23 protein-coding genes are annotated in these 26,314 nt (G+C 69.8%); 6 read left to right on the plus strand and 17 right to left on the minus strand.

Translation table 11 applies throughout. From position 1 onward, the window contains the following. Positions 1-85: 85 nt before the first annotated feature. From ABDJ40_RS05650 to ABDJ40_RS05705, 12 genes are all read right to left on the minus strand, one after another. Positions 86-1,396, minus strand: a complete 1,311-nt coding sequence (locus ABDJ40_RS05650; protein ID WP_347607175.1) for a M56 family metallopeptidase — start codon at positions 1,394-1,396, stop codon at positions 86-88. Then, positions 1,393-2,922 carry a M56 family metallopeptidase gene (locus ABDJ40_RS05655; RefSeq protein WP_347607178.1) on the minus strand — a complete coding sequence of 510 codons (1,530 nt, stop codon included), beginning with the start codon at positions 2,920-2,922 and terminating at the stop codon, positions 1,393-1,395. Before ABDJ40_RS05655 ends, ABDJ40_RS05650 begins: the two co-directional genes overlap by 4 nt. Further along, the gene (locus ABDJ40_RS05660; RefSeq protein WP_269631440.1) at positions 2,915-3,280 is read right to left on the minus strand and encodes a BlaI/MecI/CopY family transcriptional regulator; all 366 of its coding nucleotides are present in this window, start codon (positions 3,278-3,280) and stop codon (positions 2,915-2,917) included. Before ABDJ40_RS05660 ends, ABDJ40_RS05655 begins: the two co-directional genes overlap by 8 nt. A 361-nt stretch (positions 3,281-3,641) precedes the next feature. Continuing rightward, positions 3,642-4,004 carry a TonB family protein gene (locus ABDJ40_RS05665; RefSeq protein ID WP_347607182.1) on the minus strand — a complete coding sequence of 121 codons (363 nt, stop codon included), beginning with the start codon at positions 4,002-4,004 and terminating at the stop codon, positions 3,642-3,644. A gap of 23 nt (positions 4,005-4,027) precedes the next feature. Further along, complete coding sequence (locus ABDJ40_RS05670) at positions 4,028-5,578, minus strand: methyl-accepting chemotaxis protein (protein ID WP_347607185.1); 1,551 nt, start codon at positions 5,576-5,578, stop codon at positions 4,028-4,030. A gap of 203 nt (positions 5,579-5,781) precedes the next feature. Then, positions 5,782-6,414, minus strand: coding sequence for an L-threonylcarbamoyladenylate synthase (locus ABDJ40_RS05675; protein ID WP_347607189.1), 633 nt, complete (start codon positions 6,412-6,414; stop codon positions 5,782-5,784). A gap of 58 nt (positions 6,415-6,472) precedes the next feature. Next, the gene (locus tag ABDJ40_RS05680) at positions 6,473-7,669 is read right to left on the minus strand and encodes a M56 family metallopeptidase (protein ID WP_347607192.1); all 1,197 of its coding nucleotides are present in this window, start codon (positions 7,667-7,669) and stop codon (positions 6,473-6,475) included. Beyond that, positions 7,659-8,030, minus strand: coding sequence for a BlaI/MecI/CopY family transcriptional regulator (locus ABDJ40_RS05685; RefSeq protein ID WP_347607195.1), 372 nt, complete (start codon positions 8,028-8,030; stop codon positions 7,659-7,661). The genes ABDJ40_RS05680 and ABDJ40_RS05685 overlap by 11 nt, the downstream gene beginning before the upstream one ends. Positions 8,031-8,124: 94 nt before the next feature. Continuing rightward, positions 8,125-8,991 (minus strand): 3',5'-nucleoside bisphosphate phosphatase, encoded by an 867-nt coding sequence (locus ABDJ40_RS05690; protein ID WP_347607410.1) that lies wholly within the window; start codon positions 8,989-8,991, stop codon positions 8,125-8,127. A 98-nt stretch (positions 8,992-9,089) separates the two neighbouring features. Continuing rightward, entirely contained in the window at positions 9,090-10,655 is a 1,566-nt protein-coding gene (locus ABDJ40_RS05695; protein ID WP_347607198.1) for a methyl-accepting chemotaxis protein, read from the minus strand. Between the two features lie 175 nt (positions 10,656-10,830). Beyond that, positions 10,831-12,567, minus strand: coding sequence for a single-stranded-DNA-specific exonuclease RecJ (gene recJ / locus ABDJ40_RS05700; protein ID WP_347607201.1), 1,737 nt, complete (start codon positions 12,565-12,567; stop codon positions 10,831-10,833). After that, complete coding sequence (locus ABDJ40_RS05705) at positions 12,564-13,484, minus strand: hypothetical protein (RefSeq protein WP_347607204.1); 921 nt, start codon at positions 13,482-13,484, stop codon at positions 12,564-12,566. The genes recJ and ABDJ40_RS05705 overlap by 4 nt, the downstream gene beginning before the upstream one ends. Positions 13,485-13,569: 85 nt before the next feature. Here ABDJ40_RS05705 and ABDJ40_RS05710 point away from each other — a divergent pair, with 85 nt between their 5' ends. Then, on the plus strand, positions 13,570-14,520 hold the full coding sequence (locus tag ABDJ40_RS05710) for a UDP-2,3-diacylglucosamine diphosphatase (protein WP_347607207.1): 951 nt from the start codon (positions 13,570-13,572) through the stop codon (positions 14,518-14,520). A 9-nt stretch (positions 14,521-14,529) separates the two neighbouring features. Then, positions 14,530-16,590: a polyphosphate kinase 1 gene (gene ppk1 / locus ABDJ40_RS05715; protein ID WP_347607210.1), complete on the plus strand. Its 2,061-nt coding sequence runs from the start codon at positions 14,530-14,532 to the stop codon at positions 16,588-16,590. A 21-nt stretch (positions 16,591-16,611) separates the two neighbouring features. Here ppk1 and ABDJ40_RS05720 read toward each other — a convergent pair whose 3' ends face one another. Next, a complete protein-coding gene (locus ABDJ40_RS05720; RefSeq protein ID WP_347607213.1) occupies positions 16,612-18,150 on the minus strand; it encodes a Ppx/GppA phosphatase family protein in 1,539 nt (512 codons plus the stop codon). 206 nt (positions 18,151-18,356) lie between these two features. On the opposite strand from ABDJ40_RS05720, the gene ABDJ40_RS05725 reads away from it, so the two are divergent. Further along, entirely contained in the window at positions 18,357-19,151 is a 795-nt protein-coding gene (locus ABDJ40_RS05725) for a ZIP family metal transporter (RefSeq protein ID WP_269631428.1), read from the plus strand. Between the two features lie 59 nt (positions 19,152-19,210). Here the strand turns inward: ABDJ40_RS05725 and ABDJ40_RS05730 are convergent, their stop codons facing one another. The 4 genes from ABDJ40_RS05730 to ABDJ40_RS05745 all read right to left on the minus strand — a co-directional run bounded on the left by ABDJ40_RS05730 (position 19,211) and on the right by ABDJ40_RS05745 (position 22,769). Then, the gene (locus ABDJ40_RS05730) at positions 19,211-19,645 is read right to left on the minus strand and encodes a universal stress protein (protein ID WP_269631427.1); all 435 of its coding nucleotides are present in this window, start codon (positions 19,643-19,645) and stop codon (positions 19,211-19,213) included. Between the two features lie 181 nt (positions 19,646-19,826). Then, the gene (locus tag ABDJ40_RS05735; RefSeq protein ID WP_347607218.1) at positions 19,827-20,681 is read right to left on the minus strand and encodes a sulfurtransferase; all 855 of its coding nucleotides are present in this window, start codon (positions 20,679-20,681) and stop codon (positions 19,827-19,829) included. Beyond that, entirely contained in the window at positions 20,678-21,586 is a 909-nt protein-coding gene (locus ABDJ40_RS05740; RefSeq protein WP_347607221.1) for a DMT family transporter, read from the minus strand. The genes ABDJ40_RS05735 and ABDJ40_RS05740 overlap by 4 nt, the downstream gene beginning before the upstream one ends. A gap of 76 nt (positions 21,587-21,662) precedes the next feature. Further along, the gene (locus tag ABDJ40_RS05745; RefSeq protein ID WP_347607224.1) at positions 21,663-22,769 is read right to left on the minus strand and encodes an aromatic ring-hydroxylating oxygenase subunit alpha; all 1,107 of its coding nucleotides are present in this window, start codon (positions 22,767-22,769) and stop codon (positions 21,663-21,665) included. Positions 22,770-23,124: 355 nt separating this feature from the next. Between ABDJ40_RS05745 and xseB the strand changes: the two genes are divergently transcribed. From xseB to dxs, 3 genes are read left to right on the plus strand one after another with little or no spacing between them, the layout of a single operon-like run. Further along, entirely contained in the window at positions 23,125-23,397 is a 273-nt protein-coding gene (gene xseB / locus ABDJ40_RS05750; protein WP_430765598.1) for an exodeoxyribonuclease VII small subunit, read from the plus strand. Between the two features lie 3 nt (positions 23,398-23,400). Continuing rightward, a complete protein-coding gene (locus ABDJ40_RS05755; RefSeq protein WP_347607227.1) occupies positions 23,401-24,288 on the plus strand; it encodes a polyprenyl synthetase family protein in 888 nt (295 codons plus the stop codon). A gap of 23 nt (positions 24,289-24,311) precedes the next feature. Continuing rightward, positions 24,312-26,234, plus strand: a complete 1,923-nt coding sequence (dxs, locus tag ABDJ40_RS05760) for a 1-deoxy-D-xylulose-5-phosphate synthase (protein ID WP_347607230.1) — start codon at positions 24,312-24,314, stop codon at positions 26,232-26,234. Positions 26,235-26,314: the final 80 nt, after the last annotated feature.

Genomic DNA, 26,314 nt, shown 5'->3' on the forward strand with positions numbered 1-26,314 from the left:
CAAGACGGACGGTGAATTCTTGGCCTGGATCAAGAAAGGCCGGGCCCTTTTCACGGGTCCGGCCGCGGACTTTTTGCAATGGGGCCTACAGGACGGCCGTCTTTGGGGCTGTGTCCCGGGTCGGGTCCCGCGCCGGATCCAGGGGCTGGGCCAGGAGGTCGATGCGCAGGGCGCGGCCCGCCTCGTTGACGTCCACGCGGATGGGCTCGCCGGCCTTGAACTCCAGGCGGGGCTGGGCCACCAGGGTCAGGGGCTGGCCCTGCTCCAGCTTCAGCACCACGTGATAACGGTTGCCTGGCACGGCCTGGGTCGTGATGCCCAGGCGCAGGGGCCGGCCGGCCTGCGCGCCGTCCTCGCTGCGGATCTCGACGGCCGCGGCCTGGCCGTCCTGCACCACCAGGCGGGGGCGGCCCAGCAGGGTCTCGCCCTCATGGATGCTGAGGTGCAGGTCGATGGGCTGTGTGGCGGGCTGACTGCCCTGGGCCTGGACGCCATAGCCGAGGCCTGCCAGCAGCACGGCACACAGGCCCGCGCCGACGCGGGCACGCCAGCGGTGGGCCGCGTGCAGGGGGTGGGTCTTGAGCATCAGGATTCTCCTCTTGAGTGGATGGCAGTCTTGCCAGGAAGCGGCCAGCGCGGGCCAGGCCGCGTCGGCATCGGGGGCCTGCCCGGCCTTGAGCAGGGCGTGGGCGTAATGCGCCAGGTCCTGGGCGCGGGCCTGCTGCAGCACGAGGGCGTCGCAGGCCAGCTCCTGGTCCTGCGCGAAGCGCCGCAGCGCCCACCAGGCCAGCGGGTTGAACCAATGCAGGCAGGCCAGCAGCCGGGCCAGCAAGGTCCAGGCGTTGTCGCCGCGGCTTGCATGGGCCGCCTCGTGGGCCAGCACCAGGGCCTGCTCGGCGGGCGTGAAGCGCTGCTCGAAATCAGCCGGCAGGACCAGACGCGGCCGCCACAGGCCGATCAGGGCCGGGCTGCAGCCGGCCTGGCTGCGCCAGGGCTGCTGGCGGCGGTCCAGCTGCTTCAGCACGCGGGCGTGGGCCCGCCCTTGCAGCAGCACCAGGGCCGAGACGCCCGCCAGCCAGCCCAGCACCAGCAGTGCCGGCCAGGCCCCGCCCTGCGCGGCGGCCGCGGGCGCCGCGCCCCAGGGCAGCAGGGCGTCCGGGGGGGCCAGGCGCAGCAGGGGCAGGGGCGGCAGGGCCGCCGGGGTGGGCAGCAGAAGCCCCAGCAGGCCCAGGGGCAGGGCGATCCAGGCGGCATGCACCGCCCGGGGACCCGCCGCCCGCATCAGCAGGGGGCGCAGCAACGTGAGCAGCAGCAGCGCGAGGCTCAGAAAGGCGGTGCAGCGCGCCAGGCCCTGCAGGACGGCCGCGGCGTCCAGCCCGTTCGGCAGTGGACTCAAGGCTGCTCCCCGCGGGACAGGCGCCAGGCCTTGTCCTGGGCCTGCAGTGCCGAATGGTGGCGGCTGTGTTCGTCGAGGTACTCCGTCATGCGGGCGCGCTGCTGAGGCGACATCTCCTCGAGCTGCTGACGGTACAGGGCCTGGAAGGCCTCCGAGCGGGGGTCCTCGAGGCGCAGGCTGACCTGGGCCTGCACGACCTCCTGCGCGCCCTGCGGCAGGCGGGCCATGAGGCTGGTCTGACCCTTGCCCAGGATCACGGGCTGCAGCTCCGTGAGCGTCTTCCTGCAGTCCTTGTCCAGGATCTCGGTCCGGGGGCGGAACTCGCCGCCTGGCATGCGGTAGAGGTGCATGCCCAGGCACCAGTCCTTCATGGGCGCTACCAGCTGCATCTGCGAATAGGTGTCTTGCAGGGGATGGGCAAAGGCAAAGACCATGTCCTTGTGCTTCCAGCCTTCCTGCCCTTGCTGGCTGTCCAGCTGCACGACCAGGCCGATGGGACGGGCGCCCAGGGTGGCCGACTCCTTCTCCAGGTGCTGCATCATCCGCTCGAAGGCCTCCGAGCCTGAGACCGGCTGCGCGGCCCGGGCCAGCACGGTCAGGCCCAGGCACAGCCCGATGGCGCCGCCGCGGCCCAGCACGCGCTGCCATGCCGGGCGGCGGTGCAGGCGCAGGCCCTTCACCCGCTCCAGCAGGGGATGACGGTGGGCCCAGCCGGTGCTCAGTACGGGCAGGGCGCGCTGGGGATGGGACTTCAGCAAGGCGTTGACATAGGTCTTCACAAGGGGCTCCTCTCCTGGGTTGTGGGGATGTGCTTGATTGAGTACGGCGGCGTCGCAGGCCACTTCCTGGTCCAGGCGCATGGCACGCAGGGCCCACCAGGCCAGTGGGTTGAACCATTGCAGGACCAGCAGGCCGGCGGCCAGCAGGTTCCAGGCGTTGTCATGGCGGCGTGCATGGACGGCCTCGTGCGCCAGGATCAAGGCCTGCTCGCGGGCGCTGAAGCGCGTCTCGAAGTCCTGAGGCAGGACGAGGCGGCCATGCCAGAGGCCCATCAGCGCGGGGCTCTCGCCAGCCGGGGCGCGCCAGGCATCGGCCTGGCGCAGCAGGCGGTCATTGAAACGGCGCTGGCGCTGCGCCAGCAGGGCGAGCAGGGCCAGGGCGCCCAGGCCCCAGCCGGCGAGCGCGAGTGCCTGGGGCGCCGGCCGGCCCGGGGCCGCGTCCGGCTGGGGCCGCGCCGCCGGGGCACTGGATGCAGGCGTCTGCGCAGCGGCCGCCGAAGGCGTCCGGAGCCAGGCGGGCACGGCGCGCTCCAGCGGCTGCACCGGCGAAGGCAAGACCTGACCCTGCAGCAGGCGTGGCAGCGCCGGGCTCAGCATCATCAGGGGCACCAGCAGCCAGGCCAGGTAGATGGCGCCGGCGTCCAGCAGGCGCCGAAGCAGCGGGCGCAGCAGGGCCAGCAGCAGCACGGCGGCGCTGAACAGCAGGGTCTGTGTTGCCAGCAGCTGGATCCAGGGGGCCTCAGTCATTTTCATGCTCCCGGATCAGCTGCTTGAGGGCCTGGATGTCGGCCTCGCTGAGCTTGCGCTCGGACGAGAACTGCGCCACCAGGGGCGCCAGGCTGCCGCCGAAGAGGCGGTCCAGCAGGCCCATGCTCTGGCGCTTGAGCCAGTGCTCGCGCTGCAGCACCGGGCTGTAGAGGTAGCGCCTGCCGTCCTTCTCGGCACTGATGGCGCCCTTGTTGAGCAGGCGGTTGAGCAGGGTCTTGATGGTGGCCAGCTGCCAGTCCTGGCGGTCCTGCAGGGCGGCGGCAATGTCCTCGGTGCTTTGCGGGGCATGGCCCCACAGCACTTCCATGATCTGGGCTTCGGCGTCGCTGATGTTCATGGTCTGATTACGGTTGTAAACGTCGATATTGTTTACGCGTGTAATCGAATGAGGCAAGGGCCGACTGCTAGGGACTTACCCGAGCCTGGCTCGGGCATGAAAAAACCCGCCGAGCGGCGGGTTTGCGGGGTGAGGCGGCCTGGCGCCAGCGTGCGCCAAGCCCTGATGCAGGCTGGGTGCCTCTGGAGCTTGAGGGCTTGCAAGCCCTCAAGCCTTCGTCAGACAGGGGGCTCTGGAGGCTTGGCGCTTGCATGCGCCAAGCCCTGATGCAGGCCGGGTGCCTCTGGAGCTTGAGGGCTTGCAAGCCCTCAAGCCTTCGTCAGGCACAAGACATGCCGCAGGGCATGTCTTGTGTCCTGACTCAGTCCTCGTTCTTGAAGACGAGCTTGACTTCGTGGGTCTGCTTCTCGCCCGTGCCCTCGAAGCGCCATTCCATCAGCGCATTGGTCACCGCACGGTCGAAGATGCGCTTGGGCTCGGCCTCCAGGATCTCGACGCCGGTCACCTTGCCATCGGCATCGATCAGGATCTTGGCCTTGACGCTGCCGCCATTCACGCCCTTCTGCGTGGCCTCGCGCGGGAACTCCGGCGGCACCTTCTTGACGATCTTGGGGCTGGCGTGCGCGGCAACGCTCAGCAGGGCGGCGCCCACAAAGGCCAGCAGCCAGCGGGAGATGCCTGTCTTGTCGAACATGGGGTTCATGGCCTTGCGCTTCATCTGCATGGTGTTCCCTGGATGGTGGTGGTTCATGTGCCGGTACGGAAGAAGTCTACGGCCTGCAGCAGGCGCGAAGAGCTGTCGGTCAGGGCCTCGGTGGAGCGGGTCAGCTCGCTCACCAGGCTGGCGTTTTGCTGGGTGCTGCGGTCCAGCTCGTTCATGGCCTGGTTGACCACGCCCACGCCGCTGGCCTGCTCCTGAGCCGAGTGCGAGATCTCTTCGATCAGCTGGCCCATGTTGTTGACCTCGTCGACCACACTGCGGATGGTGGCGCCGGCATTGTTGACGTGGCCCGTGCCCTGCTCGACGCGCACGGAGGATTCCTGGATCAGGACCTTGATTTCCTTGGCCGCCGCGGCCGCACGCGAGGCGAGGGCGCGGACTTCCGAGGCCACCACCGCGAAGCCTTTGCCGTGCTCGCCGGCACGGGCCGCCTCCACGGCCGCGTTCAGGGCCAGGATGTTGGTCTGGAAGGCGATGCCGTCGATGACGCCGATGATGTCGCCGATCTTCTTGGAGCTGGCGCTGATCTCCTGCATGGTCTCGACGACCTGGGCCACGGCATTGCCACCGGCCGAGGCCGATTGGCGGGCCTTGCCGGCGATGTTGGCAGCCTTGCGGGTCAGCTCGCTGGCGCCGCTGAGGTTGGCGGCGATCTCCTCCACCGAGGCGGCCGTGGTCTGCAGATTGGACGCCGATCGGGCGGTGCGCTCCGAAAGGTTGTTGTTGCCTCCGGCGATGTCCCCGGAGTTCTGCGCCACCTCGCGAGCGGCGGTGCTCACGCTGCTGACCACGCCGCGCAGGGCGCGCTGCATCTCCTGCATGGCGTCCAGCATCTGGCCGAGCTCGTCGCTGCCCATGGTGCGGATGTCGTGCGTCAGGTCGCCCTGGCTGATGGCCTCGGCGGCGCTGCGGGCCTCGTGCACCGGCACGATGATGCTGCGGGTGATTAGCAGGCCGCCCCCGGCGCCCAGCACCACCGCGGCGATCACCAGCACCACGGTGACGATGACGGAATTGCGCGCCACCTCGCCGTCGGCGATGGCGAGGTCCTTGGCCGTCTCGAACTGCAGGTCCACCAGCTGCTTGAGCCCGTCCTGGTAGGCCTGCTGGGCGGGGCGGACGTCAGTGATCAGGCTCTCGCGGGCCTCGTCGGGGCTGCCGTCGGCCTGGACCTTGAGGAACTTGGCCACCGAGGCGAAGAACTTGGCCTGGCGTTCCTTGACGCTGCTGAGAACCTCGGTCTCCCTGGGGGTGTCGATCTGCTGCTGCAGCGCGCCCAGCTGCTTGTCGATCTCCTGCAGGGCGCCATCGATGGCGGCCTTCTGCTTCTTGATCTGGCGAGCCTCGTCCAGCAGCAGCAGGTCGCGCGAGGCGCGGGCAATGACGTTGACATTGCCTTCCAGCGTATTGGCCGCCGCGATCTTGACCAGGCTCTGGTTGGCCGTGCGGTCCAGATCCTTGGCCAGGCGGTTGGCGCTGCTGGCACCGTAGGCACCGATGACCACCAGCAGCACGATCAGCAGCCCGTAGCTGAGGGAGAGGCGCTGGCTGATGCGCAGGCTTGTCAGAAAGCTCATGTTCTTGTCCTCGCGGTTGGAGTCCCGAAAGGCACAGATTCAGGCCTCCAGGACGGGCGCGGGATGCTGGCGGGACCGGTGCCGCATCGAGCCGTGCCTGTTTCCGATTGTGTCGGCAGCACTCGCTCCTTGGGGGAGGTCAAATGCGCACAATTTGATGCGCATTTCGCGGTCGGCTGGCAAATATGCGGCGTGTCCGGGCCTCAATCGAGCTGCAAACCGAGGCTCTCCGGGTTACCCCTGCCCTGGCGGATGAGCACGGGTTCCTCGCCGCTGAGGTCGATCACGGTGGTGGGCTGCATGGGGCAGGCGCCGGCATCGATGATGGCCTGCAGCTGGCGGTCGAAGCGCTCGCTGATCTCGTGCGCATCGTTGAGGGGCTGCTCCTCGCCGGGCGGGATCAGGGTGGTGGCCAGCAGGGGCTGGCCCAGCAGCTCCAGCAGGTCCAGCGTGACGCGATGGTCCGGCACGCGCAGGCCAATGGTGCGGCGTGACGGGTGCGAGACCCGGCGCGGCACCTCCTTGGTCGCCTCGAGGATGAAGGTGAAGGGCCCCGGCGTGGCGTTCTTCAGCAGGCGGTACTGCTTGTTGTCCACCCGGGCGTAGGTGGCCAGCTCGCTGAGGTCGCGGCACAGCAGGGTCAGGTGGTGCTTCTCGTCGACCCCGCGCACGCGGCGCAGGGCGTCCGCGGCGGCCTTGTCGTCGAGGTGGCAGACCAGGGCATAGCTGGAGTCGGTGGGGATGGCGACCACGCCGCCGGCATGCAGGATCTGCACGGCCTGGCGCAGAAAGCGGGGCTGCGGGTTGTCGGGATGGACTTCAAAGAGTTGGGCCATGACAGGCATGGTGTGCCTGTCATGGCCCGGGGTGTGTGGCAAGGATGCTGCGCAGGTGTCAGTCGATGACGAAGACGAACTCCTGCATCACCTCCATGCCTCTCGTGGTGGGCTTGCAGGCATAGCCCTGGATGGACTCCTGAACGGCCGCCCTGAGAGCCGGCTCGCCGGCGATCCTGATGTTGAAGGGCTCACCCTTGGGGCTGACCTCGTAGATGGCGACCAGCTCAAAGCGGCCGCGCAGGTCCACCTCCGGCACATTGGGCTTGGGCATGACATGGCACACGGAGCCGGCCGTCAGGGGCTTGCCCTGGGTGCCAGCGGTCGAGGGCGTGTCCGCTGACCTCAGGGCCTGGACGGCGCCCGCGGCCAGCAGCGCGACGGCACTCAGGCCCAGGCGCGCCAGGTGGCGGCGCCAGCTGGGAAGATGGGAACTTGTCTTCAGCATTTCGATCCTCTCCTTCAAGGGATGGGTGGGCTGCCAGGCCGAGGCAGTGATCGGTACTGCGGGGACTGCAAATCGGGGATCCGTCTTCAGCAGCGCCTGCGCATAGGCGCGCCATTGCCCGGGTTGGCGGCGCAGCAGGGCGGCGTCGCAGGCCAGCTCCTGGTCGTGACGCAGGGCCGGCAGGGCCCACCACAGCAGCGGGTTGAACCAGGCCAGGGCCTGCAGCAGGGCGGCGAGCAGGCGCACGGCGTTGTCATGGCGGCGGGCGTGCTGGGCCTCATGGGCCAGCACCCAGGCCCGCTCCTGTGGTGTGAAGCGCTCCTCGAAGTCCAAGGGCAGCAGCAGGCGCGGCTTCCACACGCCCACCAGGCCTGGCGAGCTGCCCCGCGGCGTACGCAGGCAGTCCTGCAGGTCCATGGGCAGGGCACGCAGGAAGCGCCGGTGCCGATGCCAGTGCCCGCCCGCCACCAGCAGCGCGCCCACGGCCCACACCAGGGGCCACGACAGACCGGGCAGGGCCGCCTGGGCCCGGGCGTCGAACGTGGCCATGGTGGCGTGCCAGACCACTGGCGCGAGCGTGAGCTGCGTCAGGCCAGCGTCGGGCAGCGCGGTGCCGGCCACGCACAGCAGCGGCAGCAGCCACAGCGCATAGGCCTCCTGCGGGCCGGCCAGGCGCCGCAGGGGACGCCTCAGCAGGGCCACCGCGAGGAGGCCCAGGCTCAAGCCGAGATGGGCCTGCCAGAGCCCCAGCAGCCCGGCCTCCAGCCACGCGGGCAGCCCGGCAGCGCCGAGTCCTTCAGTGCTCATCGTCATGCTCCTTGAGCAGCTGGCGCAGGGCTTGGGCATCCTCGGCGCTGAGCCTGCGCTGGGCCGAGAAGTGCGCGACGAGCGGCGACAGCCGGCCGCCGAAGACGCGGTCCAGCAGGCCCATCGATTCCGAGCCTTCCCACTGCGCCCGGTCGATCAGCGGCTCGTAGAGATAGCGCCGGCCCTCGCGCTCAGCCTTCACGGCGCCCTTGTTGAGCAGTCGGTTCAGCAGGGTCTTGACGGTGCCCAGCTGCCAGCCGCCCTCGGCGGGCAGGGCGGCGAGGATGTCCTCGGCACTGAGCGGATGCTGGCCCCAGAGGGCCTGCATGATCTGGGATTCGGCGTCTGAGATGGTGCTCATGATTCGACAACAGTTGTTGACGAATTGATTGTCAACACGTGTTGTCGAAGTGCCTAGCCCAGGCAAACCCTAGGATGGCCGGGGTCGCAAAGGCTCAGTGGGAGGGGGCGATGATGCGCGGCTGCAGCGCTTCCCAGACCGGCTTCAGGCGGCCCGAGAGGGCGGCCAGCTTGCCGAGGTCGGTGTGGCTTTCGTCCGGGCTGTGGAAGTCCGAGCCGCGCGAGGCCAGCAGGTCGAATTCCAGGGCGGTCTCGGTGTACTTGGCCGCCTCGGCCGCGGTGTGGCTGCCCGTCACCACCTCGATGCCACGGCCGCCGTGGGCCATGAACTCGGTGATCAGCGCGTATTCCTCGGTGGGCGTGAAGTCGTAGCGCCCGGGATGGGCGATCACGGCCTCGCCGCCGGCCTGGGTGACCCAGCGCACGGCATCGCTCAGGCGGGCCCAGCGGTGGGGCACGAAACCGGGCTTGCCTTCGGTGAGGAAGCGGCGGAAGACCTCGGGCACGTCCTGGCAATGGCCGGCATCCACGAGGAAGCGGGCGAAGTGGGTGCGGGAGATCAGCTCGGGGTTGCCCACGTACTTCAGCGCGCCCTCATACGCGCCCTTGATGCCCACCTGCGCCAGGCCCTCGGCCATGTCGCGGGCGCGCTCGCCGCGGCCGCCGCGGGTCTCGCGCAGGCCCTGCACCAGCGCCTCGTCCTCGTGGTCGAAACCCAGGCCGACGATGTGCACCACGCGGCCGGCGAAGGTCACGGAGATCTCGCAGCCGGTCAGGTAGTGCAGGCCCAGGCGGCCCGCGGCCTCGATGGCGCGGGCCTGGCCGCCGACCTCGTCATGGTCGGTCAGGGCCCACAGCTCGACGCCGTTGGCCTGCGCGCGCGCGGCCAGGGCCTCGGGCTCCAGCGTGCCGTCGGACACCTTGGAGTGGCAGTGGAGGTCGGCGTTGCTGAGGGCATTGATGGTGTTCACACGCCCATTTTAGAGGGCCCACCCTGGAGGCCCGCTGCGCTGCAGCAAAGCCCCTGCGGGTCGCACAGCAGGCGCCACGTTTGCCGCGATCAGGCGCGCCGCGCGCTCACGCGGAAGCTGCTGATGGCGGCCGTCAAGCCGACGGCCTGGTCGCGCAGGCTGCTGGCCGCGGCAGCGCCCTGCTCGACCAGGGCGGCATTCTGCTGCGTCATCTGGTCCAGGTTGGTGATGGCCTGGCCGACCTCACCGATGCTGGTGCTCTGCTCCAGCGTGGAGGCGCTGATCTCGCCCATGATGTCGGTGACGCGCTGCACGGAGCTGACGATCTCCTGCATGGTGCTGCCGGCCTCCTGGACCAGGCTGGCGCCGGCCTCGATGCGGTCCATGGAGCCGGTGATCAGGCTCTTGATCTCCTTCGCGGCCTCGGCGCTGCGCTGGGCCAGCGAACGCACCTCGCCGGCCACCACCGCGAAGCCGCGGCCCTGCTCGCCGGCCCGCGCGGCTTCCACTGCGGCGTTCAGGGCCAGGATGTTGGTCTGGAAGGCGATGCCGTCGATCACGCCGATGATGTCGCCGATCTTGCGCGAGCTGGTGCTGATCTCGCCCATGGTGTGCACGACCTGCTGCACCACATCGCCCCCGCGCTGGGCCACGCTGGAGGCGCTGCTGGCCAGCTGGTTGGCCTGGCGGGCGGAGTCGGCGTTGTGACGCACGGTCTCGGTCAGCTGCTCCATGGAAGAGGCGGTCTCCTCCAGGCTGGCTGCGGCCTGCTCGGTGCGGGCCGACAGATCCTGGTTGCCCGTGGCCACCTCGGACGCCGCCACCTGGATGGACTCCGAACCCTCGCGCACCTTCAGCACGATGCCGCGCAGGCCCTCCTGCATGTGGACCAGGCTGGTGGACAACGCGGTCAGCTCGTCCTTGCCCTCGATGTGCAGGTGCTCGTCGAGGTTGCCGTTCTCCACCGCCGAGGCGAAGGCCATGCCCTGCTGGATGGGCAGCAGCAGCGAATGGGCGATGCGCCAGCCGATGAAGGCCGCCAGGCCCATGCCCGCCAGCAGGGCCACCACGATCACGGTGGTGATGGTGGCGTAGACGCCGGCGATCTTGTCATGGGCCATCTCGACGAAGCGGTCCACCGTGGTCAGCGCCTGCTCCAGGCCCTGCTCGGCGAGGTCGATGGACTTCTTGGCCTCGCGCGGGGCGTCCCAGGCGGCCTTGAGGTCCCCCTCCATGCCGCCCTTGGCGAGCTGGGCCATGACCGGCTGCATGCCGCTGCGGTAGGCGTCGAAGTTGTTGCGGATGAGGGTCAGGCCTTCACGCACCTTGGGGTCCTTGACCCGCAGCTCCAGGTCCTTGAGGCCCTTGTCCGCGGACTTCATGGCCTCCTCCCAGCGCTCCTGCGCCCGCTTGAAGTCGGCCACGCCGATGGCGGCGAAGATCATGTCCTTCTCGTAGCGGCGTGCCGTGAGCATGCCCGAGCGCAGGTCGTCCACGCTGCGCAGCGAGGCCACGACCGAGGTATTGAAGGTCTCGAAGGCGCCGAACATCGCGCGGGTGGCCAGCCAGCCGCCCCCGCCCAGCACCAGCATCAGCAGCACCATCAGGCTGAAGGCCAGGCCCAGTCGGGCTTTGATGGACAGTTGTCGCAGCATGGCGGTGTCTCCTTTTCTTGTGGCTTGTGGCGTCAGGGCTGCGCCCCGCGGAGAAAGCCTCCGGCCGGACCGGGCGCAGCCTGCAAGCATGCGCTTCGCCGCAGTCCCCCAGCAAGCAGAAATGCAGGACAGCCGTGGCGCTCTTCACACGAGCGGGCTGCGCGTGCTCAGGCGCTCAGACGATGGCCTCCACCACCATCTGCACCCGCTGCTGCCCCTGGTATTCGTCCAGGCTCAGGCGGTAGGCCATGCGGGCCTGCTCGGGGACCGGGTCGGTGTGGCCGAACCAGATGGCGTCGCGCAGCAGGCCGCCCTGGCGCACCCGCAGCTTGAGGTGGCGCTCTCCTACGATGCGCTGGGCCACGATCTGGACCTCGTCGCAGAACAGCGGGGCCTCGAAGGCCTGGCCCCAGACCTGGGACTCCAGCTCCTGCACGGTCTGGGCGTTGAAGGCCTCGGCGGGCAGGGGGCCGTCGGTGCGCAGCGTGCGCTGCAGCGAGGCCTCGTCCAGCCATTCGGCGGCGACCTGGGTGAAGGCCTGGCGGAAGGTCTCCACCCCGCCCTCGGCCAGGGTGCAGCCGGCCGCCATGGCGTGGCCGCCGAACTTCTTCAGCAGCTCGGGGTGGCGCTTGGAGACCAGGTCCAGCGCGTCCCGCAGATGGAAGCCAGTGATGGAACGCCCCGAGCCCTTCAGCTGCCCATCGACCCCGCGGGCCAGCACGAAGGTGGGGCGGTGGGCGGCGTCCTTGATGCGCGAGGCCACGATGCCCACCACGCCTTCGTGGAAGTCCTCGTCGAAGATCACCAGCGCAGGCGGTGTCTGCTGCTCCAGGCGGGTCTGCAGGCGGGCCAGCTGGGCCTCGGCCTGCTCGCGCATGCCGGCTTCGATCTCGCGGCGCTCGCGGTTGATGGTGTCCAGCAGGCGGGCCAGCTCCAGCGCGCGGGCCGGGTCTTCGCAGAGCAGGCACTCGATGCCCACGGTCATGTCGGACAGCCGCCCCGCCGCATTGATGCGCGGGCCCAGGGCGAAGCCCAGGTCGAAGGTGTTGGCGCGGGCGGCGTCGCGGCCCGCGGCGGTGAAGAGGGCGGCCACGCCCGGCTGCATGCGGCCCGCGCGCATGCGGCGCAGCCCCTGCGCGACCAGGCGGCGGTTGTTGGCGTCCAGCCGCACCACGTCGGCCACAGTGCCCAGCGCCACGAGGTCCAGCAGGCCGTCCAGGCGCGGCTGCTCGCGGCCCTCGAAGGCGCCGCGGCGGCGCAGCTCGCCCCGCACCGCCAGCAGCACATAGAAGGCCACGCCCACGCCGGCCAGGTTCTTGCTCTCGAAGGCGCAGCCTGGCTGGCTGGGGTTGACCAGGGCATCGGCCGCGGGCAACTGCACCACCTCGTCCACCAGGGCGGGCAGATGGTGGTCGGTCACCAGCACCTTCAGCCCCAGGGACTTGGCGTGCGCCACGCCGGCCAGGCTGGCGATGCCGTTGTCCACGGTCATCAGCAGCTGCGGCTGCAGCGGCAGGGCGAGGTCCACGATGGCCGGCGTCAGGCCGTAGCCGTGGATGGCGCGGTCGGGGACGACATAGTGCAGGGTGTCAGGTCTTGCCCCCAGCAGGCCCAGGCCGCGCAAGGCAACGGCGCAGGCGGTGGCGCCGTCGCAGTCGTAGTCGGCGACCAGGCAGATGCGCTCGCCTTGCTGGATGGCATCGGCCAGCAGGGCGGCCGCCGCGGCGATGCCCTTGAGGCCCTCGGGCGGCAGCAGCTTGTCCAGGCCGGCGTCGAGCTCGTCGGCGCTGCGCACGCCGCGGGCGGCGAAGAGCCGGGCCAGCAGCGGGGAGACGCCGGCCTGCTCCAGCGCCCAGGCGGCACGCGGCGGGGCGTCGCGGGTCAGCAGGGTGGGGCTGAGGGAAGGATTCACAGGCTCTCCAGGAGGCGGGCGGCCTGCCCGTGGGTCGGGCGCAGCTGCTGCCACAGGCGCTGCGTCCAGGAGCGCGGCTGCGGGCGTAGGGTCAGGGCTTGCCGCTCGCCGGCCAGGCTCAGCGTGGCGGTGCCGGCGGCGAGGGCGGGCAGCAGCGGGGCGATGCGCCGGGCGTCCAGCAGGCGCCACGCCTCGGCCCAGGCCGTCCAGTCGCCGGCGATCCAGGGGGTGCGCAGCTGCTCGTCGAGCTCGATGTCCGCGGGCAGCGCATGGTCCGCCGCGCTGCCGCAGCCCCAGATCCACACGCTGTTGATGGGGCGCAGGCCCGCCTGTTCGCGGGCGGTGTTCAGGGGATGGCCATGCAGGGTCATCTGCGCCTCCATCTGCAGGCGCAGCAGCTGGCGCGGCTCGGGCAGCCAGGCGTCGACATTGCGATGGATGACGCGGTCCAGGCTGGCGGTCTCCAGGCCTTGCAGGCGCTCGTGGGAGATGAACCACTGGCCCGCGGCCTGGTGCATGAGCGCCCAGCCCTCCTCCTCGGGAAAGAGCGGCGCCAGGGCCTCGAAGAGCAAGGCCTGCGAGCTGGCGGCGTCCAGGCCCAGGGCCTCCGGGTCCAGGGCCGTGACCTGGTCACTGCCCACATCGCAGTGCAGGGGCGTGAGGCGGGCCCAGACCTGCGAACCGGCCGACGCGCCCAGGGCCCAGGCGGCCAGGGGCGGCGGGCTCTCCTCAGGCAGGCCGGCCAGCGCGGCGAGCAGGCGCTCCTGGGGCAGGGCGGGGCTGTATTCGTCGCCGCCGAAGCGGGGGCCGGCGCCCAGGTCGGCCAGGGCGCGGTCCAGGGCCGGCAGCTGCAGGTCGGCCAGGACGGCTCGGGCCTGCGGGTCCATGGCGCTGGCATAGGGAATCACGAGATGCATGGGGCGGATTATCCGGTGCGGCCTGTCATCGCCCGGCCATGGTCCGGACATCAGGCGGACATCGCACGGCGGCAAGCTGCGCGGCATGCAGCACGACACCCTCCTGGCACGCGCCGCCACCCTGGTCCCCGGCCTTCGTGGCGTCCCCGGCGCCGGCGGTGAGGAGCCTGCCGAGGCCGGCGAGGGCCTGCCGCGGCTGCGGGTGCGCACGGTCTGGATCTCGGACCTGCACCTGGGCACGCCCGGCTGTCAGGCCCGCCACCTGCTGGACTTCCTGCGCACCGTGGAGTGCGAGCAGCTCTTCCTGGTGGGCGACATCATCGACGGCTGGCAGCTGCGGCGCAGCTGGTACTGGCCCCAGGCCCACAACGACGTGGTGCAGAAGCTGCTGCGCAAGGCGCGCAAGGGCTGCCGCGTGATCTTCATTCCCGGCAACCACGACGAGTTCGCCCGCAGGTACGTGCAGCACAGTTTCGGCGGCATCGAGGTGGCCGAGGACTGGATCCACGAGACCGCGGACGGCCGCAAGCTCTGGATCACCCACGGCGACCTCTTCGACGGCGTCATCCAGTGCGCGAAGTGGCTGGCGCACGTGGGGGATTCGCTCTACGAGTTCACCCTGCGCCTGAACCGCCACCTCAACAGCCTGCGGGCGCGGATGGGCCTGCCCTACTGGAGCCTGTCCCGCTACCTGAAGCTCAAGGTCAAGCGGGCGGTGAGCTATGTCTCGCAGTTCGAGGAGGCCGTGGCGCGCGAAGCGCGGCGCCGCGGCGTGCAGGGCGTGGTCTGCGGTCACATCCACCATGCGGAGCTGCGCACCATCGACGGCGTGCTCTATGCCAACGACGGCGACTGGGTCGAGAGCCTTACCGCCCTCGTCGAGCATGCCGACGGCCGCCTGGAGATCCTGGACTGGACGAGCTTCAGCCAGAACGTCGGCCAGGGCGGCGGCCCTGCGTCCGCTGCGCGCACGGCAGAATCGGCAGCGGCCGCATGTGCCGAACAGCGTCATGCGCCTGTCACGATGCCTTCATAAAGTGAGGACATGACCCTGATGCCTCCCGCCCTGCTCAATCGCGAACAAGCCATCCTGGAATTCAATGCCCGCGTGCTGGCCCAGGCTCAGCGCGAGGACGTGCCGCTGCTGGAGCGGCTGCGGTATGTGTGCATCGTGTCGTCCAACCTGGACGAGTTCTTCGAGGTGCGCTTCGCCGACATGCTGGATGCCGCCCGCGAGCCGGGCAGCGTGGTGAGCAACCGCGACATCGAGCGCGTGGCCGGCGAGGCCCACGCGCTGATCGACCGCCAGTACGACGTGTTCAACGAGCAGATCATGCCCAGGCTCCTGGAGCAGGGCATCGTGATCCACAACCACGCCGATCGAGACGAGGCGCAGCGCCACTGGGTCTCCCGCTTCTTCGAGCGCGAGGTCAAGCCCCTGCTGGTGCCCGTGGGCCTGGACCCCGCCCATCCCTTCCCGCAGGTGGCCAACAAGTCTCTGCACTTCGTGGTGAGGCTCTCGGGCAAGGATGCCTTCGGGCGCGACAACCGCATCGCCATCGTCAAGGTGCCGCGCGTGCTGCCGCGGGTGATCAAGCTGCCGGCGCAGATCAGCGGCGGGCGGCAGGTCTTCGTGCTGCTGACCAGTGTGATCCGGGCCCACCTGGAGGAGCTGTTCCCGGGGCGGCAGGTGGAGTCCTTCTCCCAGTTCCGCGTGACCCGCGATTCGGACCTGGAGGTGGACGAGGAAGAGGTGGCCAATCTGCGCCACGCCCTGCGTTCCGGCCTGACCACGCGCCATTTCGGCCGGGCCGTGCGCCTGGAGGTGGTCAACTCCTGCCCCGAGGAGCTCTCGCGCTTCCTGCTGGAGCAGTTCCAGCTGCCGCACGCGGCCCTGTACCGCGTCAACGGCCCGGTGAACCTGGTGCGGCTCAACGAGCTGATCGACCTGACCGATGCGCCGGAGCTGCGCTTCGTGCCTCATGAGCCGCTGTGGCCCCAGGCCAGCCTGCCGCGCCAGAAGCGCTGCTTCGAGCGGCTGCGCAAGGGCGATGTGCTGCTGCACCATCCCTTCGAGAGCTTCGAACCCGTCGTGCAGTTCCTGCGCGAGGCCGTCGAGGACCCGGACGTGCTGGCCATCAAGCAGACCATCTACCGCACCGGCAGCCAGTCCGTGCTGATGGACCTGCTGATCGAGGCCGCGCGCCGCGGCAAGGAAGTGATGGCGGTGGTGGAGCTCAAGGCCCGCTTCGACGAGGAGGCCAACATCAACTGGGCCGAGCGCCTGGAGGCCGTCGGCGCGCAGGTGGTCTACGGCATCGTCGGCCTGAAGACCCACGCCAAGATGCTGCTGGTGACGCGGCGCGAGGGCAAGCCCGGCGGCAAGCACGTGCTGCGCCGCTACGCCCACCTCTCCACCGGCAACTACAACCCCAAGACGGCGCGGCTCTACACCGACATCGGCTGCCTCACGGCGGATCCGGACCTCACCGCCGACATCGACAACGTCTTCCGCCAGCTGGCCTCGCTGGGCAAGGCCAGGCCCGCGAAGCGCCTGCTGCTGGCGCCCTTCCACATGCACGAGCGCATGGTCGAGTGCCTGGCGCGGGTGGAGCAGTCGGCCCGCGAGGGGAGGGTGGCGCGCGTGGTGCTCAAGGTCAATGCGCTGACCGACGCCGAGCTGATCCACGCCCTGCTGCGCTGCGGCCAGGCCGGGGCGGAGATCGACCTCATCGTGCGCGGCGCCTGCATGCTGCCCCCGCAGCTGCCGGGCATCTCGGACCGCATCCGCGTGCGCTCCGTGGTGGGCCGCTTCCTGGAGCATTCGCGCGTCAGCTACTTCCGCTGGGGCGAGGGTGAGGAGGACGAAGCCCTGTACCTCTCCAGCGCCGACTGGATGAGCCGCAATATGTTCCGCCGCATCGAGGTGGCCTGGCCGGTGCTGGACCCCAAGCTGCGCCAGCGCCTTATCGACGAGACCTTGCAGCCCTATCTGCATGACAGCCTCGATGCCTGGGAGCAGCTGCCCGACGGCCACTACCGCCGCATCGAGGGCGAAGGCCTCAGCGCCCAGCAGGCCCTGATGCGGCGCTACGCCGTCGAGTGAAGCCGGGCCGCCGGCGCGGCCTCAGGTCTGGAGGCTCAGCTGCAGGCGACCCAGCTTGCGCCAGGCCTCCAGCTCCTCGCTGAGCAGGTACAGCGCCCGCGGGTGCGAAGGCGCCCAGCCCTCGGCCATGCGCACCGTCACCCGGTCACCCTCGCGCTGCAGGCGCATGGCCTGAGGGGCGATGGGCTGGCGGGCATGGCACATGATCAGCGCCAGGCGCAGGGCCAGCAGCTGCCACAGCAGGCTGTCGTCCTGCAGCTCCTGCTCCAGCTTGCGCAGGCCGCCGCGCTGGCCCAGGGCCAGGTCGCCCAGGCGGCGCAGCTGGTTCTGGGAGAAGCCGGGGGCATCCACATGGGCCAGCAGGTAGGCGCTGTGGCGGTGGTGGTCGTGGTGCGACACCATCATGCCGATCTCATGCAGCTTGGCCGCCCAGGCCAGCTCGCGCTGGCGCTCGCGCTCGGCCTTGGGGGCGAGCTGCTCGTGCAGCTGCAGGGTCAGGTCTTGCACGCGCTGGGCCTGCTCGGTGTCCACGCCGAAGCGCAGCTGCAGGGCGGCCACGGACTGGTCGCGCATGTCACGGCCGCGGCTGAGCTCACCCTGGCTGGCCTGCAGCCGCTCGGCGAGGTCGAAGACCACGCCCTGGCGCAGCGCACCCTTGGCTGGCTGCAGGCGTTCGATCTGGAACTGGCTCAGCAGGGTGTAGAGGATGCACAGGCCGCCGCCCACCACGGCGCGGCGGTCGTCCTTGAGGCCGGGCAGGTCCAGCGCGTCCATGTGGCCGGCGTCCAGGCAGCGCTCGATGCACCAGCGCAGGGCCTCGGGCGTGATGCTGCCGTCGGTGACGCCGCTGGCGGCCAGCAGCTGCGAGACGGCCCCCACGGTGCCCGAGGAGCCCAGGGCCTCCTGCCAGACCGGCTGGGAGCGCTCGCGGGCGAAGAGGTTCAGCGCCTCTTCCAGCTCGGCACCGGCGGCCACCTGGGCCGCGCGGAAGGCCTCGGGCGTGAAGCGGCCGTCGGGGAAATAGCGCAGGGACAGGCTGACGCTGCCGATCTGGAAGGACTCGGCCTTCAGCGGCTTGCGGCCCAGGCCCAGGATCATCTCGGTGGAGCGCCCGCCGATGTCGATCACCAGGCGCGGCCGCTCGGAGGGCTGCAGCCGGGCCACGCCGGCGAAGATCAGGCGGGCCTCCTCGCGGCCCGAGATGACCTCGATGCCATGGCCCAGCGTCTTCTGCGCCAGCTCCAGGAAGGCGTTGCGGTTGCGCGCCTCGCGCAGGGTCTGGGTGGCGACGGCGCGCACGCGGCCGGCCGGGAAGTCGCGCAGGTGCTCGGCAAAGCCGGCTAGGCAGTCCAGGCCGCGCTGCATGGCCTCGGCGGTGAGCATGTTGTCGCCGTCCAGGCCGGCACCGAGCCGCACCGTCTTCTTCAGGTAGAGCTGGCGCTTGTACTGGCCGCGGTACAGCTGGGCGATCTCCAGCCGGAAGCTGTTGGAACCCATGTCGATGGCGGCCAGGGCCTCGCCGGTCGGGGCGAGCGTGGAATCGGTGCGGAGCGCGTTCATGGCGACGGATTGTCGCGGCTGATGCGGCGTGTCGTTGTGTAAGCGTGCGCGGGGTGTGGCGGCCTGCACAAAGCTTGTCGTTCCGCTTGCCGCTCTGCCCGGCGGCCCGACTCCGGCGAGGCCATTGACAGGTCTGAGAGAATCCCGGCATGTGCAAACCCTGAAGGCGCGCCACCCGGTGCGCCTTTTGTTGTCGAGCGCCGGGCATGACGGCGCGCCTCGCCTCACGCATGACCCTGTCCTACATCCTGCTCGCCACCTTCGTTGGCGGCCTGCTCTCCGTGCTGATCGCCGCCAGCCTCACGGTGGCCCTGCTGGGGCGCCTGGTGCGGCATCTGGTCAGCCTCTCCACCGGTGTGCTGCTGGCCACGGCCCTGCTGCATGTGCTGCCCGAGGCCTTCGAGCGCCAGGCCAGCCCTCACGCCCTCTTCATGACCCTGCTGGGCGGGCTGATGTTCTTCTTCCTGCTGGAGAAGGCCGAGCTGTACCGCCACACCCACCACCACGAGGGCGACGGCCACCACCACCACCATCATTTCGATGCGGAGCAGGCGGGGCGCGGCGGGCTCTCCGTGCTGGTGGGGGACAGCATCCACAACTTCTGCGACGGCCTCATCATCGCGGCCGCCTTCCTGGCGGACCAGCACCTGGGCTGGGTCACGGCGGCGGCCATCATCGCCCATGAGATCCCGCAGGAGGTGGGTGACTACATCGTGCTGCTCAACGCCGGCTTCAGCCGTGGCAAGGCCCTGCTGTTCAACGCGCTGTCCGGCCTGGCTGCAGTGGCGGGCGGCCTGCTGGGCTACTTCGTCGTGGGCCCTTGGGAGTCCCTGTTCCCCTATCTGCTGGTGCTGGCCTCCAGCAGCTTCATCTACGTGGCCGTGGCGGACCTGATCCCCCAGCTGCAACGCCGCCTGCCCTGGCGCGAAACGGCCGCCCAGCTCTTCTGGCTGGCCGCGGGCATGGGCTTCATCGTGCTGGTGCTGGGCAGCAGCCACTGAACACGCGCCCATGAAAAAAGCCCGCCTCGGGGGCGGGCCTTGTCGAGGAGCGCGGGGTCTCAGCGCACCACGAGGACCGGGATGGTCGAGTGGGTCAGGACCTTCTGGGTCTCACTGCCCAGCAGCAGAGCCTGCACGCCGCGGCGGCCGTGCGAGGCCATCACCACGAGGTCAGCCTCCACGCGCTTGGCGTGTTCGATGATGGCCTCCCACGGGTGCAGGGCCTCGATGCTGTGCGCCTCGGCGGGCACGCCGGCCTTCTCGGCGGCGGCCAGCACGGTGCGCAGGCGGGTCTGGGCGATGCGTTCCTGGGCGTCGAAGAACTCCTGCGGCGGCGTGGGCTGCATCTCGGAGACGGCGCTATAGGGGAAGGGTTCCTTGACGCTGATCGCGAAGATCTTGGCGCCCAGTTCCTGGGCCAGGGCCAGGGCCTGTTCGAGGGCCTTGGCGGTGATGTCGGAACCGTCGGTCGGGACGATGATGCGCTTGTACATGCGAGCCTCCTTTGAGCTGATCCTGAAAGCCTTGGGTGAAGACCTCGCCGGACCTCTTGGGCGGCTGTGTCGGCCGCTGCTGAAATCCGGTGCTGATGCACAGAGTGTTGCTGTTCAGTAGGCCGCCGCGCTTGCGCTATGTCAAGACTCGGGCTCGCATCGCCGCGAGGGCGTCAGGGGCTCAGCCCTGGGCCACCGGCCGGCGCGGATCGGCCGACCATTCGCTCCACGACCCCGGGTAGAGACGCGAGCCGCGCAGGCCCGCATGCTCCATGGCCAGCAGGTTGTGGCAGGCGGTGACGCCGGAGCCGCACTGGTGCACGACTTCCGAGGCGGCGAAGGGCGGCAGCAGGGCTTCGAAGTCCGCCCGCAAAGCGTCTGCCGGCTTGAAGCGGCCGTCGGCCTGCAGGTTGTCCTTGAAGAAGCGGTTCAGCGCGCCGGGGATGTGGCCGGCCTGCTTGTCCAGGGGCTCGACCTCGCCGCGGTAGCGTTCGCCGGCCCTGGCATCCAGCAGGCGCACGCGGCCCAGCTGGGCCTGCAACGAGTCGGCCTGGATCGATGGGGCGAGCGAGGCGCTGGCCTGGAAGCTGCCGGCGCGGGTGGCGGGGAGGTCGGTGCCCAGCGCGCCGCCGGCCGCCTGCCAGGCGGCGAGGCCGCCGTCCAGCACGGCCACGGCCTCGTGGCCCAGCCAGCGCAGCATCCACCAGACGCGGGCGGCGTACATGCCCCCCTGGCCGTCATAGGCCACGACCTGCATGCCGGCGTCCAGCCCCAGGGCCGCCAGGCGCTGCGCGAAGGCGGCCGGCTCGGGCAGCGGGTGGCGGCCGGTAAAGACCTGACCCTCCGCCGCCTTGGCGCCGCTGAGATCGCGGTCCAGGTGCAGGTAGTGGGCGCCGGGCAGGTGGCCCTGGGCATAGGCGCGCTCGCCGGCGGCGGTGTCCGCCAGGTCGAAGCTGACGTCCAGCAGCAGGAGAGGGCGGGCAGCGGCCTGCAGGGCTTGCAGTTCCTGGGCGCTGATCAGGGTGGTGTGGCTCATGATTCGCTCGTGCCTTGCGGGCTGTCGGAAGGGAGGCTGCGGGTGCGCAGCAGCGTGGCCGCGAGGCCGGCGCCGACGATCAGCAGCATGCCCAGTATCGCAGCGGGCTCCAGGTGTTCCTGGAAGATCCAGACGCCGTAGAGGCAGGAGAAGACGATGCCCAGGTACTGCAGGCTGGCGTTCACCAGCGTGCGGCCCTTGCGGTAGGCGGCCGTCATCAGCAGCTGGGCCGCAGTGGCCAACAGGCCCACGGCCAGCAGCAGCATCAGGCCGCGGCCACTGTGGCCGTGCCAAGCCTGGGGCTGGCCCCATTGCTGCGCGACATTGACCAGCGCGCCGGCCAGCGCGCCACCCAGCGAGAAGTAGAAGACGATGCGGTACTCCGGCTCCCCCGCCCGCCCCAGGGCCGTGACCTGCAGATAGGCCAGGGCGGCCAGCATGCCCGCCAGCAGGCCGGCCAGGCCGTACCAGGCCTGCTCCTGGTGCATGCTGGGGCGCAGCACCAGGGCCACGCCCAGAAAGCCCGCCAGCACGCAGGCCACCAGGCGGCCGTCCACGCGGCGGCCGCCCATCAACACGCTGCCGCCGATCAGGAACAGGGCCATCCAGACCGAGGACATGTAGTTCAGCGTCATCGCCGTCGGCAGGGGCAGTTTGCCGATGGCATAGAACCACAGGGACAGCGCCGCCACGCCGGAAAGGCCCCGCCAGAAATGCATGGCCGGCACCGCGGTGCGCAGGCTCAGCCCGCGAGCCAGCACCAGTCCTGAGACCATGACCAAACCGACCAGCCCGCGGTACATGACGATCTCGCCCGAGCTGTACTCGGCCGAGGCCAGCTTGACGCAGACGCCCATGGTGGCGAAGAGCAGGGTGGCCAGGGCCATCATGAGGGAAGCAGGCATCGTGCGGCGGACTGTAGTGGCAAAGAAAAACCGCCCAGGGCGCGGGGCCGATGGGCGGTTGGCGGACGCGGGGGCGTCAGAACTTCATTTCGCGGCGGTACCACTCATGGAAGTGCTTCATGCCGTCCTCCATGGGGCTCTGGTAGGGCCCGACCTCGTTGTCGCCGCGGTCCATCAGGGCCTTGCGGCCCCAGTCCATGCGCTCGGCAATTTCGTCGTCCTCGATGCAGGTCTCCATGTAGGCGGCCTGGTTGGCTTCGACGAACTCGCGCTCGAAGGCGGCGATCTCCTCGGGGTAGTAGAACTCGACGATGTTGGTCGTCTTCTGCGGGCCCTTGGGATGCAGGGTGGAAACCACCAGCACGTGCGGGTACCACTCGACCATGATGTGCGGGTACAGCGTCAGCCAGATCGCGCCCTGCTCGGGCGGCTGGCCATTGCGGAAGCCCAGCACCTGCTCGTGCCACTTCTTGTAGACGGGCGAACCGGGCGTCCTCAGGTCCTTGTGGATGCCCACGGTCTGCACCGAGTGGTTGCTGCCGAACTCCCAGGCGAGGTCGTCGCAGGTGACGAACTGACCGAGGCCGGGGTGGAAGGGGCCGACGTGGTAGTCCTCGAGGTAGACCTCGATGAAGGTCTTCCAGTTGTAGTCGCACTCGTGCACCTGGACCTTGTCCAGCACATAGCCGCTGAAGTCCAGGTCGCGAGCCTTGGCGATGCGGGAGAGCTCCCCGGCGATGTCGCGGCCGTTGTCCTCGAACAGCAGGCCGTTCCATTCCCGCAGCTTGTAGCGGTTCAGGTGCTGGCAGGGGTCGTGGTCGAAGTGCGGGGCGCCGATGAGGGTGCCCTTGAGGTCGTATGTCCAGCGGTGCAGCGGGCAGACGATGTTGCTCTTCGTGTTGCCACGGCCGCGCAGCATCACCGCCTGGCGGTGGCGGCAGACGTTGGAGATCAGCTCGATGCCCTCCGGCGTGCGCACGAGCGCGCGACCCTCGCCCTCCTGGGGCAGGGCGTAATAGTCGCCTACCTCGGGCACGCTCAGGGCATGGCCGAGGTAGCGGGGTCCTGGCTGGAAGATGAGCTCGAGTTCCCTGCGGAACAAGCCCTCGTCGAAGTAGGAGGAAACGGGCAGCTGGGTGGTGCTGCTGTCAAGCGCTGAGAGAGTGAGGCTCAGGTCGGACATGATCCAAGAGGGTCTCCAAGAAACCAATGTCAACCCCCCGGGCCCGTCATTGGGGCTGCTGCCTGAGGTGCGGGACCGGGTTTGTGTCAAAAAGCCCGGCCTATCTTGCTGAGGGGCGCAGCCTGTCGATGGAGGTCGATGTGCTGCGCCGCCATGCAATGGCCGGGCTCCCGAGGTCCGCCGCCTGGTGGGGCAGCGGGCGAGGGCGGGATTGTACCCGGGGCGCGGGGGCGCCGCTTGCTGAGTTGGGAATCAAGGGCCAGGGCCTTTGGCTGCAGTGCTCTGGTTACATTGCTCCAGCGCGCGGCAAGCCGGGCATGTTGGTACCCCACTACAATGCGCCTTTCGCATTTCTATGAGCAAAGCCACAGCGACTCACCGTCTGGCCTCCGGTGCATCATCCGATGAGCCAGGAACCCCCCAGCAACTCAGCTACGAGCAGGCGCTCGATGAGCTGGAGCGACTCGTGTCTGCCATGGAGGCGGGGCAGCTGCCCTTGGATCAGTTACTTGACAGTTACCGTCGGGGCGCCGAGCTCCTGGCCCTGTGCCGGGATCGCCTGCACGCCGTCGAACAGCAGGTCAAGGTGCTGGAGACGGGCGAGATGCGTCCGTGGGAGGACGAATAAGGAATGGATGCAGGCGTGTTTGATCAATGGGCCGCGCGCAGTCTGGCGCAGGTGGAACAGGCATTGGATGAGTGGACGCCGGCCGATGCCCCGGCGGGTCTTGGCGAGGCCATGCGCTATGCCGTGCTCGGAGCAGGCAAGCGCCTGAGGCCGCTGCTGGTGCTGGCGGCTGCCGAGGCGGCTGCGGCGCAAGGCGAGGCCGCGCTGCGTGCCGCCTGTGCCGTCGAGCTGATCCACGCCTACTCGCTGGTCCACGATGACATGCCCTGCATGGACAACGACGTGCTGCGCCGTGGCAAGCCCACCGTGCACGTGCAGTTCGGCGAGGCGCAGGCCATGCTGGCCGGCGATGCCATGCAGGCCCTGGCCTTTGACGTCCTGACGCCCGACGGCGGCATGGACGCCGCGCTGCAGGCGCGCCTGTGCCGCCTGCTCGCGCGAGCCTCCGGCCATGCCGGCATGGCGGGCGGCCAGGCGATCGACCTCGCCAGCATCGGCAAGGCCTTGACCGAGGACACGCTGCGCGACATGCACCGCCGCAAGACCGGCGTGCTGCTGCAGGCCAGCGTGCTGATGGGCGCCGCCTGCGGCGACGTCTCCGACTCGGCCTGGCAGGCCCTCAGCGATTACGGCTCCGCCCTGGGCCTGGCTTTCCAGGTGGTCGACGACATCCTGGACGTCACCCAGGACTCCGCCGTGCTGGGCAAGACCGCCGGCAAGGACCAGGCCTGTGACAAGCCCACCTACGTGAGCCTGCTGGGCCTGGACGGCGCCCGCAGCTACGCCGAGCAACTGCGCACCCAGGCCCATGCGGCGCTGGCTGCCAGCGGCCTCGAGAACACGGCCTGGCTCAGCGTGCTGGCCGACAAGGTCGTGGACCGCGACAACTGAATCCAAGAAGAGCAGGGTCCCCCATGAGCTTTCCCTTGCTGCAGACCATCGCCAGCCCCGCCGACCTGCGTCGCCTGCCGCGTGCGCAGCTCAAGCAGCTGGCTGACGAGCTGCGCGCCTACGTGCTGGAGAGCGTGTCCAAGACCGGCGGCCATCTGGGCTCCAACCTGGGCACGGTCGAGCTGACGGTTGCACTGCACTACGTGTTCAACACGCCCGAGGACCGCCTGGTCTGGGACGTGGGCCACCAGACCTATCCGCACAAGGTGCTGACGGGCCGGCGCGATCGCATGTCCGGCCTGCGCCAGCTGGGCGGCATCAGCGGCTTCCCGCGCCGCGACGAAAGCGAATACGACACCTTCGGCACCGGCCATTCCTCCACCTCGATCTCCGCCGCCCATGGCATGGCCATGGCGGCCAAGATCAAGGGCGAGGACCGCAAGGCCGTGGCCATCATCGGCGACGGCGCCATGACCGCGGGCATGGCCTTCGAGGCGCTGAACAACGCAGGCGTGGCCCACGGCGGCCTGATGGGCGATGTGCTCGTCATCCTGAACGACAACGACATGTCGATCAGCCCGCCCGTCGGCGCCCTCAACAAATACCTGGCCCGCCTGATGAGCGGCAGCTTCTACGCCGCCGCCCGCGAAGGCGCCAAGAGCGTGCTCAAGAACACGCCGCTGTACGAGTTCGCCCGCCGCTTCGAGGAGCACACCAAGGGCATGGTGGTGCCCGGCACCATCTTCGAGGAGTTCGGTTTCAACTACGTCGGCCCCATCGACGGTCATGACCTCGACTCCCTGATCCCCACCCTGGAGAACCTGCGCGACCGCGGCGGCCCGCAGTTCCTGCACGTGGTCACGAAGAAGGGCGCCGGCTACAAGCTGGCGGAGGCCGACCCGGTCAAGTACCACGCCGCCTCGGGCAAGTTCGACCCGGCCGTGGGCTTCGTCAAGTCCGCCACGCCGGCCAAGCCGACCTTCACCCAGATCTTCGGCGAGTGGCTGTGCGACATGGCCGAGCAGGACCCGCGCCTGGTGGGCATCACGCCGGCCATGCGCGAGGGCTCGGGCATGGTGGACTTCCACAAGCGCTTCCCGACCCGCTACCACGACGTCGGCATCGCCGAGCAGCACTCGGTGACCTTCGCCGCGGGCCTGGCCTGCGAGGGCCTGAAGCCCGTCGTGGCCATCTACTCGACCTTCCTGCAGCGCGCCTACGACCAGCTGATCCATGACGTGGCCCTGCAGAACCTGGACGTGCTCTTCGCCCTGGACCGCGCCGGCCTGGTCGGCGCGGACGGCGCCACGCACGCCGGCAACTACGACATCGCCTTCACCCGCTGCATTCCGCTGATGAGCGTGCTGACCCCGGCCGACGAGAACGAGTGCCGCCAGGCGCTCTACACCGGCTACCAGCACGAAGGTCCGGTGACGGTGCGCTATCCGCGCGGCGCCGGCGTGGGCACGGCCATCGAGAAGGACATGAAGGCCTGGCCCTGGGGCAAGGGCGAGATCCGCCGGGAGTCCGGCAGGCCGCAAGGCCGCGCCGGCGCGCCGCGCATCGCCATCCTGGCCTTCGGCACGGTGCTGTACCCGGCCCTGCAGGCCGCCGAGCAGCTGGACGCCTCCGTGGCCAATATGCGCTTCGTGAAGCCGCTGGACGTCGAGCTGGTCCGCCAGCTGGCCGAAAGCCACGATGCCCTGGTGACAGTCGAGGAGGGCTGCATCATGGGCGGCGCCGGCAGCGCCGTGATGGAGGCCCTGCAGTCCATGGGCCTGAACCTGCCGGTGCTGCAGCTGGGCCTGCCGGACCAGTTCGTCGAGCATGGCGACCCGGCCAAGCTGATGGCCATGTGCGGCCTGGATGCGGCGGGCATCGCCCAGTCCATCCTGCAGCGCTTCGGCGCGCGGCCCGAGCTGCTGCGCCCGGCCGTCAACGAGTGAGGACGCGGGCAGGCCTGCGGGCCTGCCGCCCCTGCCGGCGCCCGATGTCACGCGGCAGGCATTTTTAGAGACCTTGCCCG

This window comes from Roseateles flavus, from assembly GCF_039872765.1.
GTDB lineage: Bacteria > Pseudomonadota > Gammaproteobacteria > Burkholderiales > Burkholderiaceae_C > Roseateles_B > Roseateles_B flavus.

Excerpts from the sequence above, each read along its gene's own strand:
- ABDJ40_RS05655 (WP_347607178.1), bottom strand. The coding sequence starts at position 2,922 with ATGACTGAGGCCCCCTGGATCCAGCTGCTGGCAACACAGACCCTGCTG.
- ABDJ40_RS05660 (WP_269631440.1), bottom strand. The coding sequence starts at position 3,280 with ATGAACATCAGCGACGCCGAAGCCCAGATCATGGAAGTGCTGTGGGGC.
- ABDJ40_RS05665 (WP_347607182.1), bottom strand. The coding sequence starts at position 4,004 with ATGCAGATGAAGCGCAAGGCCATGAACCCCATGTTCGACAAGACAGGC.
- ABDJ40_RS05670 (WP_347607185.1), bottom strand. The coding sequence starts at position 5,578 with ATGAGCTTTCTGACAAGCCTGCGCATCAGCCAGCGCCTCTCCCTCAGC.
- ABDJ40_RS05675 (WP_347607189.1), bottom strand. The coding sequence starts at position 6,414 with ATGGCCCAACTCTTTGAAGTCCATCCCGACAACCCGCAGCCCCGCTTT.
- ABDJ40_RS05680 (WP_347607192.1), bottom strand. The coding sequence starts at position 7,669 with ATGAGCACTGAAGGACTCGGCGCTGCCGGGCTGCCCGCGTGGCTGGAG.
- ABDJ40_RS05685 (WP_347607195.1), bottom strand. The coding sequence starts at position 8,030 with ATGAGCACCATCTCAGACGCCGAATCCCAGATCATGCAGGCCCTCTGG.
- ABDJ40_RS05695 (WP_347607198.1), bottom strand. The coding sequence starts at position 10,655 with ATGCTGCGACAACTGTCCATCAAAGCCCGACTGGGCCTGGCCTTCAGC.
- ABDJ40_RS05705 (WP_347607204.1), bottom strand. The coding sequence starts at position 13,484 with ATGCATCTCGTGATTCCCTATGCCAGCGCCATGGACCCGCAGGCCCGA.
- ABDJ40_RS05710 (WP_347607207.1), top strand. The coding sequence starts at position 13,570 with ATGCAGCACGACACCCTCCTGGCACGCGCCGCCACCCTGGTCCCCGGC.
- ppk1 (WP_347607210.1), top strand. The coding sequence starts at position 14,530 with ATGACCCTGATGCCTCCCGCCCTGCTCAATCGCGAACAAGCCATCCTG.
- ABDJ40_RS05720 (WP_347607213.1), bottom strand. The coding sequence starts at position 18,150 with ATGAACGCGCTCCGCACCGATTCCACGCTCGCCCCGACCGGCGAGGCC.
- ABDJ40_RS05725 (WP_269631428.1), top strand. The coding sequence starts at position 18,357 with ATGACGGCGCGCCTCGCCTCACGCATGACCCTGTCCTACATCCTGCTC.
- ABDJ40_RS05730 (WP_269631427.1), bottom strand. The coding sequence starts at position 19,645 with ATGTACAAGCGCATCATCGTCCCGACCGACGGTTCCGACATCACCGCC.
- ABDJ40_RS05735 (WP_347607218.1), bottom strand. The coding sequence starts at position 20,681 with ATGAGCCACACCACCCTGATCAGCGCCCAGGAACTGCAAGCCCTGCAG.
- ABDJ40_RS05740 (WP_347607221.1), bottom strand. The coding sequence starts at position 21,586 with ATGCCTGCTTCCCTCATGATGGCCCTGGCCACCCTGCTCTTCGCCACC.
- ABDJ40_RS05745 (WP_347607224.1), bottom strand. The coding sequence starts at position 22,769 with ATGTCCGACCTGAGCCTCACTCTCTCAGCGCTTGACAGCAGCACCACC.
- xseB (WP_430765598.1), top strand. The coding sequence starts at position 23,125 with ATGAGCAAAGCCACAGCGACTCACCGTCTGGCCTCCGGTGCATCATCC.
- ABDJ40_RS05755 (WP_347607227.1), top strand. The coding sequence starts at position 23,401 with ATGGATGCAGGCGTGTTTGATCAATGGGCCGCGCGCAGTCTGGCGCAG.
- dxs (WP_347607230.1), top strand. The coding sequence starts at position 24,312 with ATGAGCTTTCCCTTGCTGCAGACCATCGCCAGCCCCGCCGACCTGCGT.